Source organism: Pseudomonas sp. GL_091 (assembly GCF_057837725.1).
In genome coordinates this window covers 5,602,704-5,617,613 of sequence record NZ_CM174451.1, presented here as the reverse complement: position 1 = coordinate 5,617,613, position 14,910 = coordinate 5,602,704, and the positions used below count along the sequence as shown (strand labels likewise).

The 14,910-nt window shown below is 60.0% G+C and carries 14 protein-coding genes; 8 read left to right on the top strand and 6 right to left on the bottom strand.

Going from position 1 to position 14,910, the window contains the following annotated elements:
• Positions 1–150: 150 nt before the first annotated feature.
• Complete coding sequence (locus AC3ITY_RS25500) at positions 151–1,098, top strand: hypothetical protein (protein WP_489305718.1); 948 nt, start codon at positions 151–153, stop codon at positions 1,096–1,098.
• Positions 1,099–1,165: 67 nt separating this feature from the next.
• Here AC3ITY_RS25500 and AC3ITY_RS25495 read toward each other — a convergent pair whose 3' ends face one another.
• The 6 genes from AC3ITY_RS25495 to AC3ITY_RS25470 all read right to left on the bottom strand — a co-directional run bounded on the left by AC3ITY_RS25495 (position 1,166) and on the right by AC3ITY_RS25470 (position 8,698).
• A complete protein-coding gene (locus AC3ITY_RS25495; RefSeq protein WP_056728002.1) occupies positions 1,166–1,354 on the bottom strand; it encodes a hypothetical protein in 189 nt (62 codons plus the stop codon).
• Positions 1,355–1,747: 393 nt separating this feature from the next.
• A complete protein-coding gene (fabB, locus tag AC3ITY_RS25490; protein WP_046042997.1) occupies positions 1,748–2,968 on the bottom strand; it encodes a beta-ketoacyl-ACP synthase I in 1,221 nt (406 codons plus the stop codon).
• 11 nt (positions 2,969–2,979) lie between these two features.
• Entirely contained in the window at positions 2,980–3,495 is a 516-nt protein-coding gene (gene fabA, locus AC3ITY_RS25485; RefSeq protein WP_003227150.1) for a 3-hydroxyacyl-[acyl-carrier-protein] dehydratase FabA, read from the bottom strand.
• A gap of 247 nt (positions 3,496–3,742) precedes the next feature.
• On the bottom strand, positions 3,743–5,644 hold the full coding sequence (locus AC3ITY_RS25480; protein WP_489305715.1) for an ATP-binding protein: 1,902 nt from the start codon (positions 5,642–5,644) through the stop codon (positions 3,743–3,745).
• Positions 5,641–6,573 carry an ABC transporter substrate-binding protein gene (locus tag AC3ITY_RS25475; protein ID WP_489305713.1) on the bottom strand — a complete coding sequence of 311 codons (933 nt, stop codon included), beginning with the start codon at positions 6,571–6,573 and terminating at the stop codon, positions 5,641–5,643. The genes AC3ITY_RS25480 and AC3ITY_RS25475 overlap by 4 nt, the downstream gene beginning before the upstream one ends.
• Before the next feature lies 1 nt (position 6,574).
• Positions 6,575–8,698, bottom strand: a complete 2,124-nt coding sequence (locus AC3ITY_RS25470; protein WP_489305711.1) for a TonB-dependent receptor plug domain-containing protein — start codon at positions 8,696–8,698, stop codon at positions 6,575–6,577.
• 195 nt (positions 8,699–8,893) lie between these two features.
• On the opposite strand from AC3ITY_RS25470, the gene AC3ITY_RS25465 reads away from it, so the two are divergent.
• From AC3ITY_RS25465 to AC3ITY_RS25435, 7 genes are all read left to right on the top strand, one after another.
• Complete coding sequence (locus AC3ITY_RS25465) at positions 8,894–9,919, top strand: NAD(P)H-dependent glycerol-3-phosphate dehydrogenase (RefSeq protein ID WP_489305709.1); 1,026 nt, start codon at positions 8,894–8,896, stop codon at positions 9,917–9,919.
• 31 nt (positions 9,920–9,950) lie between these two features.
• Positions 9,951–10,298 (top strand): DUF4389 domain-containing protein, encoded by a 348-nt coding sequence (locus AC3ITY_RS25460; RefSeq protein WP_007974561.1) that lies wholly within the window; start codon positions 9,951–9,953, stop codon positions 10,296–10,298.
• Positions 10,295–10,747 carry a phosphohistidine phosphatase SixA gene (gene sixA, locus AC3ITY_RS25455; RefSeq protein ID WP_489305707.1) on the top strand — a complete coding sequence of 151 codons (453 nt, stop codon included), beginning with the start codon at positions 10,295–10,297 and terminating at the stop codon, positions 10,745–10,747. The genes AC3ITY_RS25460 and sixA overlap by 4 nt, the downstream gene beginning before the upstream one ends.
• 199 nt (positions 10,748–10,946) lie before the next feature.
• The gene (locus tag AC3ITY_RS25450) at positions 10,947–12,614 is read left to right on the top strand and encodes an AMP-binding protein (protein WP_489305705.1); all 1,668 of its coding nucleotides are present in this window, start codon (positions 10,947–10,949) and stop codon (positions 12,612–12,614) included.
• Between the two features lie 32 nt (positions 12,615–12,646).
• Positions 12,647–13,090 carry a hotdog fold thioesterase gene (locus tag AC3ITY_RS25445; RefSeq protein WP_489305703.1) on the top strand — a complete coding sequence of 148 codons (444 nt, stop codon included), beginning with the start codon at positions 12,647–12,649 and terminating at the stop codon, positions 13,088–13,090.
• A gap of 113 nt (positions 13,091–13,203) precedes the next feature.
• A complete protein-coding gene (locus AC3ITY_RS25440; protein WP_150754038.1) occupies positions 13,204–14,010 on the top strand; it encodes an alpha/beta fold hydrolase in 807 nt (268 codons plus the stop codon).
• Positions 14,007–14,861: an alpha/beta hydrolase gene (locus tag AC3ITY_RS25435; RefSeq protein ID WP_489305701.1), complete on the top strand. Its 855-nt coding sequence runs from the start codon at positions 14,007–14,009 to the stop codon at positions 14,859–14,861. Before AC3ITY_RS25440 ends, AC3ITY_RS25435 begins: the two co-directional genes overlap by 4 nt.
• The last annotated feature ends 49 nt before the right edge of the window (positions 14,862–14,910 follow it).

Below are 14,910 nucleotides of genomic sequence, written 5' to 3'. Positions count from 1 at the left end.
ATACGATCTTTCGGGTTTTCTTTTGCTGAAATTAATCTCATTTTGAATGAGCGGTTAAATACCTTTCTGGTGTGCTGTTGTTCGTTTTGAGCGTGTTTATTGTTGAAGGAAAACGAATGGAATGAATTTTAATGGATAAGGATATCTTCAATGCTGGTAAGTATCGCTTCGTTGCGCCAACCCACTTTCACGTCGCCGTTATCACAGCCGCGACAGCCCGATCAAACCATTCACGATTACTTGGACGATGAGCTGGCCGTGCGTGCTGAGCTTGTACGCCGAAAAATAAAGATCGCTGCAAAGGCCGCCCGTGAGGATCATGGCGGGTCCGCTTGTGTGTTCTTTACCCTGCCTGAGTTTTTCTGGAACATTCCCTGGCGCGAAGTCCGCAGTGAGGAAGAACTCCACGAGTTGAACTCTGCCTATCTGCAAAAGGTGCCCGAGTGTGTGGCGTTGTTGATGAGCGATCTGCCAATGGAGCAGTACGGCAAGATCGTCTTGCTGGCGGGAAGTTGTGCGACGCTTATCAAAGTGGGAGAAGGGGAATCGAGTTATTACGATGTTATTAATTATTTGCTGACGGTTACCAATAAGGAATATGAAGTTGATGTGCCGCTGAAGTCAATGTGGCCGAAGCGCCATGTATCACGAATCGATTTCGGAAGGCACGTAGGGGTTGAAGGTGAGTACTGGTTATTTAAGTTGTTTGATGAAGTTGCAATGAAAGTTAAAAGGGTCAGTAGTGTACGGGCCGAGCACAGTTACTTTGGTGGTTACGAAGGAACGTTTATCAACAGTCTGGTTCCGGGCTGCCCATTCGGCATCAACTTGTGCCTCGATTATGCGGTGTTGAAAGACGGTGAGCGGGACAAGGAAGTTGAACTGGCGGGGGCGAAAATCGATTTTCTGATTGCTTGTGGCATGGACTTCGATTACGGCAAGCGACATCCATCTTCGCTCCAGTTTGCCATCCGCAATGACGGCATGGGCGATGGTGAGTGTGAGGTGGTGAAACTTGAGGCGGGCTGGATTGTCGGTGTTGTCCCTTCGGTGGAGATCGACGACTCCCTTTATTTAACGGCCATTCAGATTGCCTGAGTCGGGTGATCCGGTCGCAGCCTGCCCGTGCGGGAAGGGGCAGGCTGCGCGGTGGTGGAGTCTGTCTTCAACCGGTTGCGAGCTCGCGTTTGCGCTCGAGCATTTCCAGTTCGGCCCTGTAGTTTTGCGCGTCGGTCTCGGAATGAAACATCCCGACCAGCAGGTCTTGTTGATGCACGTCCCAGATGCGGATACCGGCGGCTACACCCTCGTGGGATTTATGTGAATCGTCGCGTTCAGTTACTTTTACAGTCATCTGCTAGCTCCAATCTCTGTTATCTGCAGCAAGGCGTGTGCAGGCCTTTGTTATATGTTTTGTTAGCTTGCTAAGTAAACGACTGAGTTTGGTAACGGTTTTTTGCAAAAACGGAAACAGTCCTGCAGCCCGCTAAACGCGCGACATTCAGTCGCAGGGCTTTTGGTTTCATGACAAAAGCTTCATCTTCAGAACGCACCGCAGACCCTTGTAGGAGTGAGCCTGCTCGCGATTGCGGTGGGTCAGTTACCAGTGATGTCGACTGGAATACCTCTATCGCGAGCAGGCTCACTCCTACAGAGGATTTGTGTGTGTCTTGAGGTTTTTCTTAAGGCAAAAAAAACGCCCCGAACCAGTCGGGGCGTTTTCTTGTGCGGCGTTATGGCGGGGGTATTACTTACCCTGCCAGCGCTTCAGTACCAGGGTTGCGTTGGTGCCACCGAAACCGAAGCTGTTGCTCATCACGGTGTTGATAGTGGCGTTTTCGCGGGTCTTGGTCAGCACCGGCAGGTCGGCCACTTCAGGGTCGAGCTCGTCGATGTTGGCGGAGCCGGCAATGAAGTTGCCTTCCATCATCAGCATGCAGTAGATCGCTTCGTGAACGCCGGCGGCGCCCAGTGAGTGACCCGACAGGCTCTTGGTGGAGCTGATGGCCGGAGCCTTGTCGCCGAACACTTCACGCACACCTTTCATTTCCGCGACGTCGCCGACCGGGGTCGAGGTGCCGTGGGTGTTCAGGTAGTCGATCGGAGTATCGACGGTGGACAGCGCCTGCTGCATGCAGCGGATCGCGCCTTCGCCGCTCGGGGCGACCATGTCGTAGCCGTCAGAGGTCGCGCCGTAGCCGACGATTTCCGCGTAGATCTTCGCGCCGCGGGCCAGAGCGTGTTCCAGCTCTTCAACCACGACCATGCCGCCACCGCCGGCGATGACGAAACCGTCACGGTCAGCGTCGTAGGCACGGGAGGCTTTTTCCGGGGTGTCGTTGCGCTTGCTGGACAGGGCGCCCATGGCGTCGAACAGGAACGACTGGCTCCAGTGCTCTTCTTCACCGCCGCCGGCGAAGACGATGTCCTGCTTGCCCATCTGGATCTGTTCCATGGCGGTACCGATGCAGTGAGCACTGGTGGCGCAGGCAGAAGCGATGGAGTAGTTCAGGCCCTTGATTTTGAACGGAGTGGCCAGGCAAGCGGAAACGGTGCTGCTCATGGTCCGCGTTACACGGTATGGGCCGACGCGCTTGACGCCTTTCTCGCGCAGGATGTCCAGCGCTTCCATCTGGTTCAGGGTCGATGCGCCACCGGAACCGGCGATCAGGCCGGTACGCGGGTTGGAAACCTGCTCTTCGGTCAGGCCCGAGTCGGTGATGGCGTCTTTCATGGCCAGGTAGGCATAAGCTGCCGCGTGGCCGACGAAGCGATAGATCTTGCGATCGATCAGTTCTTCAAGGTTGAGGTCGATGGAGCCGGAAACCTGGCTACGCAGACCCATTTCGGCATATTCCGGGTTGAACCGGATGCCAGGGCGGCTTGCACGCAGGTTAGCGGAGACGGTCTCTTTGTCATTGCCCAGGCAAGAAACGATGCCCAGACCAGTGATAACGACGCGGCGCATGCGGATAACCCTTAGAAGTTGTCAGTGGAGGTGAACACGCCGACCCGGAGGCCTTCGGCGGTGTAGATTTCGCGACCGTCGACAGTCACCGAACCGTCGGCGATGGCCAGGTTCAGCTTGCCCTTGAGGACGCGCTTGATATGAATGTTATAGGTGACTTTCTTGGCGGTCGGCAGAACCTGGCCGAAGAATTTCACTTCGCCCGAACCCAGCGCACGGCCACGGCCCGGCAGGCCTTGCCAGCCCAGGAAGAAGCCGACCAGTTGCCACATGGCGTCGAGGCCCAGGCAGCCCGGCATCACCGGATCGCCTTCGAAGTGGCAGGCGAAGAACCACAGGTCCGGATTGATATCCAGCTCGGCGACCAATTCACCTTTGCCGTACTTGCCACCTTCTTCGCTGATCAGGGTGATGCGATCAACCATCAGCATGTTCGGGGCGGGCAGTTGCGCGTTACCAGGGCCGAACAGCTCACCGCGACTGCAGCGCAGCAGGTCTTCCCGGGTAAAGGCGTTTTGTTTGGTCATGCGAGCTCCTCAATAGTCCCATGCGGCAGGTGGGGCAAATCTTCCCGGCCGATCGAAGCGTTCATGCCTCGAACCGGCAGCCTACTCATAGACTATTGCGTTGTGGTGAAAGTCACAGCACCAAGGACATGAATGTACACTTGTGCACTGAAATTATTATTCAAGCCCCTTTTCGGGCCTGTTCGGGTGCCTAAGACTGCCGCACTTTCGCCTTTCACGCCAGTCGCAGATGCTCGAAAGGCCTGTACTACTGCACCCATCGCTGCAGAATTTGCTGCAGATCAGTCCGTTTGAACGGCTTGGCCAGGTAATCGTTCATCCCCGCCGACAAACAGGCTTCGCGGTCACCCTGCAAGGCATTGGCGGTCAGGGCGATGATCGGCAGGTCGGTGCAACCGGGTAGCTTGCGGATTTGTCGGGTGGCTGCATAGCCATCGATGATCGGCAAGCGGCAATCCATCAGGATCGCTTCGAAAATCAGGCTCTCGGCACTGCGTACCGCCTGCGCGCCGTCGGCGGCGACACTGACCTTGAAGCCCAGGCTGCGCAACATGGCTTCGATGACCGTCTGGTTGACCGGGTTGTCTTCGACCAGCAGCACATTGCGCCCTTCGCCGTCGCTGTTGCCGGTTTGCGTGCGTGGGGGCAACAGTGGCTGCGCCTGCTGGTGCAGTGCCAGGGGAATTTCCAGGGTGAATACCGAACCGCGGCCTTCCTCACTCTGCGCGCGCAAAGTGCCACCCATGCGCTCGGCGAGGGTACGGGCAATCGGCAGGCCCAGCCCTGTGCCGCCGTAACGCCTTGAAATGGAACTGTCGGCCTGCTGGAAAGCGTTGAACATCAATTCCAGGCTTTGCGCCGGGATACCGATGCCGCTGTCGCGCACGGTGCAGGTGAACCACAGCAACTCGTGGTCCAGCGACTGCCACTGCGCCTCGATGGTGACGCGGCCTTGTTCAGTGAACTTCAGCGCATTGCCGATCAGGTTGACCAGTATCTGCCGGATACGCGTCGGGTCGCCCTTGACCTGCAAGCCGCGCATGTCATCGGGGACCATCAGTTGCAGGTCGAGACCGCGTTGCGCGGCGCTGTGCTGGAACGACTGGGCGCAACTGCCGATCAGTTCGACGAGGTTGAACGCAATGTGCTCCAGTTCCAGCTCCGAACGTTCGATCCGCGAGAAATCCAGGATGTCGTTGATGACCTTGAGCAAGTGCTCGGTGGATTCCGAGGCCAGCGCTGCGTACTCCAGCTGTTCCTCGGTCATGTCGGTGGTTTCCAGCAACTGCAGCATGCCCAGTACGCCATTCATTGGCGTGCGCAGTTCATGGCTCATCATGGCGAGGAAGTCGGATTTGGCGTTGTTGGCCTTTTCCGCTTCTTCGCGGGTCTGGATCAACTGCGCCATGGCCTGATGCTGTTCGCGGCTGGCCTGCTCGAGACCGCTGGCGAGGTTGTTGATATGTTGCGACAGCGCCCCCAGCTCGGTGTCGTCGACAATCGGCAGCGGTGTTTTGTAGTCGCCGTCCTGGATCGCCTTGACCGCATTGCCGATATCACGGATCGGTCGCGACAGGCTGCCCGCCAGACGCCGGGCCACGAAGAAGGTAAACAGCAGGGCAAACAGTGCCAGAATGGCGGCCTTGAGCATGATTTCCTGTTGGCGCCGGCTGAAGGCATCGTTGGACAGCCCGACGATCACCCGGCCGAGATAGTCTTCGGTGGGGGCCGCGCTGGCGGTTTTGCTGCTCTGGAAAAAATCATTGTGCAACGCGATGCGCTGGAGCCGTATCGGTGCCTGGAACACTTCGAGCTGTTGCGCGCGATTGTGGTGTTCGCTCGGTTGTTCGACGTACACCAGAACCCGGCTGGCGCTGTCCTGGATTTCCAGAAAGCTCACGTTGGGCGTGGCCAGCGTGGCCTTGAGCAAAGTTTCGAGCACTTCGATGTTGCCCGAAATCACTCCGTACTCGGTGGCCGGAGCCAGTTGATTGGCGATCAACTGGCCGGTGTGGGTGATTTCCTGACGCAGATCCTGGATGCGCACGAACGTGAAGAAGCTGATCAGTAACAAGGTCAGCAGCAGAGCAGGGCCGAGGCTGATGAGTTGGGTGCGAGTATTGATGTCCCAGCGACGGCGCAGGTTCATGGGCGGCGTTCTCCTTCAGCCAGCAATGTGGCGACCGACGCGTCGTTTATCTCTTCGATACCCAATGAACGTGCCACCTGCGGATTGCTCGCGACTTTGAATCGATGGGGATAGTGCGTGCGCGGCCAGGTGGCCGGTGGCCGGTCAAGCAATTCGTCGAGGATCGCCAGCCAGTCGCTCTGATCGCTGTAGGTGCTGGCCAGGCTTCCGGCCTTGACGAAACCTGCGTTGGGTCCGATCAGCGCCATTTGCCGTGAGTAGCTGCTCAGCAGCAGGTTCTTTGCGGTTTGCGGGTTGTACAGGTCGGCATCGTCCAGGCCCAGCAACACGTCGCTGTTATTCAGCAGGGCATGTAATGGACGACTGTCGTGAATGTTGTCCCAGCGCTGGGTGACCACTTCCAGACCCAAGGGGAGGGCGGCCTGACGCAGCTCATTCAAGAGGAATTCACTGTGGGTGTCGTAGAGCACGCCGATGCGTCTGGCTTGGGGCAACAGCGTGCGGGTCAAGCGCAACTGGCGGTCCAGTGGTGGATCGCTCCATAGCAGGGAAAGGCGCGCAGGCAGGGTGTTGTTCAAGCGTTGCCGGGCTTGCAGGCGGCTGATGCGCAACACCAGTGTCGCCGGGCCCTGGGGGGCCTGCAGGCGCCAGTCGAGGCTGGGCAGGTCGAGCAGTATCAAGCGGATGTTTTCCGGCAGTTTGTCCGGTATCGGCAAACTGGCCAGTGTCTGGAATCGTACGGTATCGCGTGGGCGCAATTCGCTCAGGGCCTGGGTAAACGCTCGCACACCGGGGCTGTCTTCGGCCCCCGTGAGCAAAATGTCGGCCGCGTTACTCGCCAGGCTGCCCAGCAGGCCGCTTAGCAACAGGCAAAGTCCTGCCAGCAGCCGGCCCAGGGTCGGCATTGTGCAGGCTGGACGATACGGCATCTTAAAGCTCCAGCTCTGTGCTGAAATACATCACGTGGCGCTGGTCATAATTGTTGTCGATGAAGGTGGTTGGCTGATTGTCCAGCCGTTGCTGGAGCACTCCGGCCAGTTCCAGGCTGGCCTTGCCCAAGGCGATACGTTTGGCGAGGCGCGCATCTACCCGTTCGAAGCGGTAGCCGTTGAGGGTGTCATCGCCATAATAGAAAAGCGCACTGTTCCAGCCTTGGCCCCAATCCCGCAGCCATCCGGCCGAACCACTGTTGCTTGCAGTCTGTCTGGCATCCAGCGGGTTGCTGGCGTCGGCATCGACGTAGGCATAGGTCAATCGCAGGCGATCGAGGCTGCCGACACGCCAGTCGAGCTGGGCTTCGGCTCCCGTAAAACGCGCTTTGTTGGCGTTGCTGGCGATGTACTGATTGTTGCGCAGGGGTTCACTGATCATGCCGGTGATTTCGTCGTCGAACAGCTTCACGTCGAGCGCCAGCCCCGGTTCGGGAAAATAACCGTTGTAGCCCAGCTCCCGGGAGCGCATGCGCTCTTGATCGAGGTCGCCGGGGCCACGGGTCTTGACGAAATAGCGGGCGCTGGACTGGCCAAAGGCACCGGGCCTGAGGTTGGTGACCTGATAACTCCAGTTGACGTTGTTCTCGAACATGTCCGGCGAACGGATGGCCTCGGAGTACACCGCACGCAGGCCGTTGCGCGGATTGATCAGGTAGTTGACCGCCATGCGAGGTGTCAGCGAGCTGCCGGTCAACCGGCTGTCCTCGAACATGGCACCGCCTTGCAGCAGCCAGTGTTCGCTGGCACGCCACTCGAACTGGCCGAACGCCCGCCAGATCGTGTCATCGAGAGTGCCATTGAAGTAGGTCTCGGAATCCGCCCGGTCGTAACGATAGTTCATCCCGCTGACCAGTCGCAGGTTATCGGCAAGGCTCAGGGTGTCCTGCAGTTCGAGGTCGTAGCGCGATTCCCGGGTGCTCTGGTCGATGTCGCCGCAAACGGTCTGGCTCGCGCCGTTGCGCCATTGATCGAGTACCTGGTTGGCCAGCGCCTGCTCGGCGGGCGTGCCGGCCGGCGCACCAGGACCGATGAAGCGCGTGATGTTGCGGGCCAGGCGTCCGGTGTAGTTCGGGTTCAATTGCCAGAGTTCGGTCAGTTGCGGACTGAACGAAATTTCAGCGTCGCAGGCGCGCCAGGTTTGCTGGCGATCCCAGTGTTGGGCCGAACCCTGGATATAAAGGCTGTGATCGGGATCGATATCCAGGTTCCAGCGCAATGACCCGGCGTAGTCCTTGGCGGTGACATCGGAATTGTCACCCGCACGGGTGATCCCCGAGAACACCGGGCGGTAGGTATAGGGCCGCTGGTTGGTGCCGTCCTTGGCATTCAATTGCCAATCGAGGCTTTGCCGTTCGTCAAGGCTCTGGCTGACGGCGAGATTGAAGCGATCGAGGCGACGACTGTCATGGTAGTGCGCGCCGGTTCGGTCGGTGTCGAAGCCATCGTCTTGCTGGCCAGACAGGGACAGGCGCATGTCACCATCCTCCCAGCCCGTGCCCTGGCTGGCGTAAAAATCGTTGATGCCGCGCTGGCCCTGGGTGACCTTCATGCGCGTACCGTGACTGTCGGCCGGCCGCCGGGTAATGATGTTGACTACCGCCATCAGGGCATTGGCGCCGTAGCTGACGGTATTCGGCCCACGGAAGACTTCGATGCGCTCGATGTCTTCCATGGCCACCGGAATGTCGCTCCAGTCGACGGTGGCCAGGCCGGCGCGATACACCGAGCGCCCGTCGATCAGCACTTGCATGCGCCGCGCTTCAGTAGCGTTGGTGCCGTGGTAGTTCACCGTCGCTTGATTGCCACTGATGTTGCCGACCATCATCCCCGGCACCAGGCGTAGCAGTTCACTGATGTCGCGGGCACCGCTGGCGTGGATCAGGGCGCTGTCGATCACCGTCATGCTTCCCGGAACGGCCGCCGGCGACTGCTTCAGGCGCGTGGCCGTGAGCACTTGTGGCAGCGGTTCGCTGTCAAGGAACAAGTCGTCGGCCAGCACCGGCGAGCTGAAAATCAGCGCCAGTACCAGAGGCGAATGCGGTGAAGGAGAGCCCGGAGACACAACACATCCCTGTCAGTGATTGATGGCGCGCATGTTAACCGAGCTGAATGACTTTTCCATTCACGATGTCTGCATTTTCCTCGGTTTTATTGGTCTTCTTCCTACGGGTGCAGGTATTTGATGTCGGGGCTGGCCGCCGATGGGCTGCCCCGTATAATGCCGACATCGCCACTGGTATGGATTAACGGATTGCATATGACTGAACAGCGCCCGATTGCGGTCCTGGGAGGCGGAAGTTTTGGAACCGCCGTGGCTAATCTGCTGGCCGAGAACGGGCATCAGGTCCTTCAGTGGATGCGTGACCCCGAACAGGCCGAGGCCATTCGGGTCAATCGCGAGAACCCGCGTTACCTCAAAGGCATCAAGATTCTGCCCGGCGTCACGCCGGTCACCGACCTGCAAGCCACCCTGGACGCCTGCGACCTGTGTTTCGTCGCATTGCCCTCCAGCGCGCTGCGCTCAGTGCTGGTGCCGTACGCCGAACGCTTGACCGGCAAATTGCTGGTGAGCCTGACCAAAGGCATCGAAGCCCACACGTTCAAGTTGATGAGCGAGATCCTCGAAGAGATCGCCCCACAGGCGCGTATCGGCGTCCTGTCCGGGCCCAACCTGGCCCGTGAAATCGCCGAACATGCACTGACTGCCACGGTGGTCGCCAGTGAAGACGAAGAACTCTGCCAGCAGGTTCAGGCCGCACTGCACGGCCGTACCTTTCGTGTGTACGCCAGCGCCGACCGTTTCGGCGTCGAACTGGGCGGGGCGTTGAAAAACGTCTACGCGATCATCGCTGGCATGGCAGTGGCGCTGGGCATGGGCGAAAATACCAAGAGCATGCTGATCACCCGGGCATTGGCGGAAATGACCCGCTTCGCGGTGAATCAGGGCGCCAACCCGATGACCTTCCTGGGGCTGGCGGGCGTGGGCGATCTGATCGTGACCTGTTCGTCGCCCAAGAGCCGCAACTATCAGGTCGGCTTCGCCCTCGGCCAGGGCCTGAGCCTGGACGAGGCCGTCACACGCCTGGGCGAAGTCGCCGAAGGGGTCAACACCCTTAAGGTGCTCAAGGCCAAGGCCCAGGAGGTTGGCGTGTACATGCCGCTGGTCGCCGGGCTGCACGCGATCCTGTTCGAGGGGCGCACGCTGGAGCAGGTCATCGGCCTGTTAATGCGTGGCGAGCCGAAAACCGACGTCGACTTTATTTCCACCAGTGGTTTCAACTAATCACGCTTGCCAGAAAAGCAGGGAGTTGCGCATGAACGATCCAAAAGTAGAAGCCAAGTACGAGTCCATCCTGCTGCGGGTGCTGTGGATGATCGTCTTCGTGCTGGTGTGGCAAGTGGCGCAGTTCATCCTCGGCGCTGTCGTGCTGGTGCAGTTGATCTATCGTTTGTTCTATGGCGCCCCAAGCGCCAGCTTGATGAATTTCGGCGACAGCCTGAGCCAGTTTCTGGCGCAGATCGGTCGTTTCGGCAGCTTTCACAGCGACCAGAAGCCCTGGCCGTTCGCCGACTGGCCGACGCCGCGTACACCGGAAGGTGAGGCGCCGCATGTCGTGGCACCGGCACCGCATCCGGCCCGAGATGAGGAACCCAAGCTATGAAACTCTGGGTATTGCGTCATGGTGAAGCCGAGCCTTACGGCACGCGACCCGATTCCGAGCGGGCACTGACCGACCACGGCCGCAAGGAAGTATTGAGCAGCGCGGCGCGGTTGATGGGCCAGCCGCTGACGGCGATCTATGCCAGCCCCTACCTGCGTGCACAGCAGACGGCGCAACTGGTGCGCGAGGCATTGGGCTTCGAGCCCGAGATCCGCACCGTAGATTGGCTGACCCCGGACACCGACCCGGACAAAGTGGCCGAGCAACTTGTATCGGTGAGCAACGTCCTATTGGTCAGCCACAACCCGCTGGTGGGGCATTTGTTGAGTTACCTGCAACATGGTGCCGGGCATCCGCCGGAAAAAGTCAGCACCGCCGGGTTGGCCGAACTCAAGGGCGATGAGTTACTGATCGGGTCGATGAAGCTCGACAGCATCAAGCACCCTTAACACCGCTTTTCTGTGGGAGCGTGGCTTGCCCGCGAAGGCATCGACTCGGTTTACCTGATAAACCGCGGCGCCTGCATCGCGGGCAAGCCACGCTCCCACAGGCACGTCATAACCCGAAAAGTTTTGTATGAAATAGTCAACCAAGCACTTGCTTGGTTGACTACGCTTGCTCCAGAGCAAAATCACAGGAGCGAGTCGCATGTCTGCTGCCTTTCGTTTGCCACTGGACGTTTTCTACGAGCGTGAGGCCCGTCATCCCCGCCAGCGCTTTCTGGTCCAGCCTGTCGGAGGCGGCCAGGTCGAGACCTTGACCTGGGCGGACGTCGGCCACCAGGCCCGTTGCGCGGCCCATTGGTTGCGAGCGCGGGAACTGCCGCAGGGCAGCCATATCGCCCTGATCTCGAAGAACTGTGCGCACTGGATCATTGCCGACCTGGCGATCTGGATGGCCGGGCATGTCTCGGTGCCGTTGTACCCCAACCTCACCGCCGAGACCGTTGCCCAGGTACTCGAACATTCGGAAGCGGCGCTGGCATTCATCGGCAAGCTCGATGACTGGCCGGGCATGTCCCGTGGCATCAGCCCTGACCTGTCGACCATCAGCCTGCCGCTGCATCCTCCCGGCGACTTTGATTTCAGCTGGGCCGACCTGCAACTCAGATCGCCGATCCAGGACGATCCGAAACCTGCCGCCGATCAACTGGCGACCATCATTTACACATCCGGCACCACGGGTATGCCCAAGGGCGTGATGCACAGCTTCGGCAATCTGGGGTTCGCCACCACACGCGGCACTGCGTTGTTCGGCCTCAACGAGTCGGACCGGTTGTTGTCCTACCTGCCACTGTGCCACGTTGCCGAGCGGATGTTCGTCGAACTGGCGTCGATCTATACCGGCCAAACGGTGTTTTTCGCCGAGAGCCTGGATACCTTCCTCACCGATCTGCAGCGTGCGCGGCCGACCGCACTGTTTGGCGTGCCGCGTATCTGGACCAAATTCCAGATGGGTGTGTACAGCAAGATCCCTGCAAAACGCCTCGACTTCCTGCTCGGCCTGCCGATCATCGGTAAACGGGTCGGGCATAAAGTCCTCGCCGGGTTGGGGCTGGATGCGTTGCGTATTGCGCTGTCCGGCGCAGCTCCGGTGCCGCAGACCTTGCTGCAGTGGTACCGCAAACTGGGACTTGATGTGCTGGAGGTCTACGGCATGACCGAGAGTTGTGGTTACTCCCACATCGGCATCCCGGGCCAGAACAAACCGGGCTGGATCGGCAAGCCGTGTCCGGAGGTCGAAGTGCGGATCGCCGAGACGGGGGAGGTCATGGTGCGCAGTGGTGCGACCATGCTCGGGTATTACAGGGAGCCGGAAAAAACCGCCGACACCATTACCGAGGACGGCTTCCTGCGTACCGGCGACAAGGGCGAGGAGGACGCCGAAGGCAATCTGCGCCTGACCGGGCGCCTGAAGGAAATCTTCAAGACCAGCAGAGGCAAGTACGTGGCCCCGGCACCGATTGAAAATCGCCTGGCCGTGCATTCGCGCATCGAACAGGTCTGCGTGGTGGGCGATGGCTTGAGTGCGCCGCTGGGCTTGTGCGTGTTGTCGGCGGTCGGCCAGCAGGACGCTGGCGGGGCCGCGCGCGCCGGCCTGCATTCGAGCCTGGAAAAACTGCTGGAGGAGGTCAACGGCGCCCTCGACAAGCATGAACAACTGCGGCGCCTGGTGGTGGTCAAGGACAGTTGGGCCGTGGAAAACGGTTTTCTCACCCCGACCTTGAAAATCAAGCGCAACGTGATCGAGGCGGCCTACGGTGAGCGCTTTGAGGAATGGAGCGAGCGCAGCGAAGCGGTGCTGTGGCAGGATTGATTCACCAACAAAACCAACTAGGAAACCCTGCGATGAGCCTGTGGCGCACCACTCCCAACATCGAGCAGTTGAACGCAATCCAGAAAAACACCATCGGCGAAGTACTGGACATCCGTTTCGAAACCTTTGACGACGAGTCCCTGACCGCCAGCATGGTCGTCGATCACCGCACCCATCAGCCCTACGGCTTGCTGCATGGCGGTGCCTCGGTGGTGCTGGCCGAATCGGTCGGCTCCATGGCCAGCTACCTGTGCATCGATGCCAGCAAATTCTATTGCGTGGGCCTGGAAATCAACGCCAACCATTTGCGCGGTTTGCGCAGCGGACGGGTGACGGCGGTGGCCAAACCGATTCACATCGGCCGCACGACCCATGTCTGGGACATTCGCCTGACCAGCGATGAGGGTAAGGCCAGCTGCGTGTCGCGACTGACCATGGCGGTGGTGCCGTTGGGGGAGAAGCCGCCGGCACGTTGAACCAAAGCCATAGCTTTGACCGGACTGTCATCATTCCTGTCAGTTACGGTCATTGCTGTAGGACGCGGTCTTGCGGACAATCAACGCCTGTTCTCGCTCATGGATTTGCAGGTATGTCGCAACAGATCTTTTTCGCCCACGCCAATGGTTTTCCTTCGGGAACCTACGGCAAGTTGTTTGCGGCGCTGGCACCCGAGTTTCAGGTGACACATCTGGAGCAGCACGCCCACGACCCGCGTTTCCCGGCGGACGACAACTGGTACAACCTGGTGGATGAGCTGATCCATCACCTGCAACAACAGGCCGAGCCCGTGTGGGGCGTCGGTCACTCCTTCGGTGGCGTGTTGCACCTGCATGCGGCCTTGCGCTGCCCCGAGTTGTATCGCGGGGTGGTGATGCTCGACTCGCCGGTGCTGACCCGAACCGATCAATGGGTGATTCGTGCGGCCAAACGCTTCGGTTTCATCGACCGCTTGACGCCGGCCGGGCGTACCCTGGGTCGCCGTGAAGAATTCGCCGACCTGGAAAGCGCCAGGAAGTATTTCGCCGGTAAAACCCTGTTTCGCGGCTTCGACCCGGAATGCTTCGATGCCTACCTGCAACATGGCTTGCATCAGGTCGGCGACAAGCTGCGCCTGCGCTTCGACCCGGCCACGGAAATCAGCATCTATCGCGGCGTGCCGCACACCAGCCCGGGCAGCACCCGGCAGTTGCAAGTACCACTGGCGGTGGTTCGCGGGCACAACAGCCGCGTGGTGATGCGCCATCACGCCAGTTCGGTCGACCGCCTGCCGCTGGGCGAGTCGTTGACCATGCCCGGCGGCCACATGTTTCCGCTGGAACGTCCCCTTGATACCGCTGACATGCTCAAAGGCCTGTTCTACCGCTGGGACGGCCGTCGTCAACAGGATTGCGCATGAGCCACGTCGTCGAAGAGGTCCGCCTGAGCCTGCCGCACATCGAACTGGCGGCGCACCTGTTCGGTCCCGAAGACGGTTTGCCGGTGATTGCCCTGCATGGCTGGCTGGACAACGCCAACAGCTTTGCCCGTCTGGCACCCAAACTCAAAGGCCTGCGCATCATCGCGCTGGACATGGCCGGTCACGGTCATTCCGGGCATCGTCCGCCGGGAGCCGGTTACGCCATGTGGGACTATGCCCACGATGTGCTGCAAGTCGCCGAACAGCTTGGACTGCGCAAATTTGCGTTGATGGGGCATTCGATGGGCGCCATTGCTTCGTTGATCATCGCCGGGTCGATGCCCGAGCGGGTCACCCACCTGGCGTTGATCGACGGCATCATTCCTCCTACAGACAAAGCTGAAAACGCTGCCGAGCGGATGGGCATGGCCCTGCAAGCGCAACTGGATCTGCGGGAAAAGCGCAAACCGGTCTACGACACCCTCGACCGTGCCATCGAAGCGCGCATGAAGGGCCTGGTGGCGGTCAGCCGCGAGGCCGCTGAGCTGCTGGCGCAGCGTGGTCTGATGCCGGTGCCGGGCGGTTACACCTGGCGCACCGACAATCGCCTCACGCTGCCATCGCCGCTGCGTCTTACAACCGAACAGGCCATGGCCTTCGTCCAGCGGATCAAGTGTCCTGCAACACTGGTGGTTGCCGCCGACGGCATGCTCGCCAAACACCCGGAATTGCTGGAGCGTCTACCCTTTAGCCGGGAACAGCTGCCAGGCGGCCACCATTTGCACCTGAATGACGAGTCCGGTGCCGATCTTGTCGCAGACTGTTTCAATCGGTTTTTCGCCATTCCTTGACTTGCGCCGGGCAACTGTCGAGGCTTGGCGGGTTGAAAAGGGAGACAAC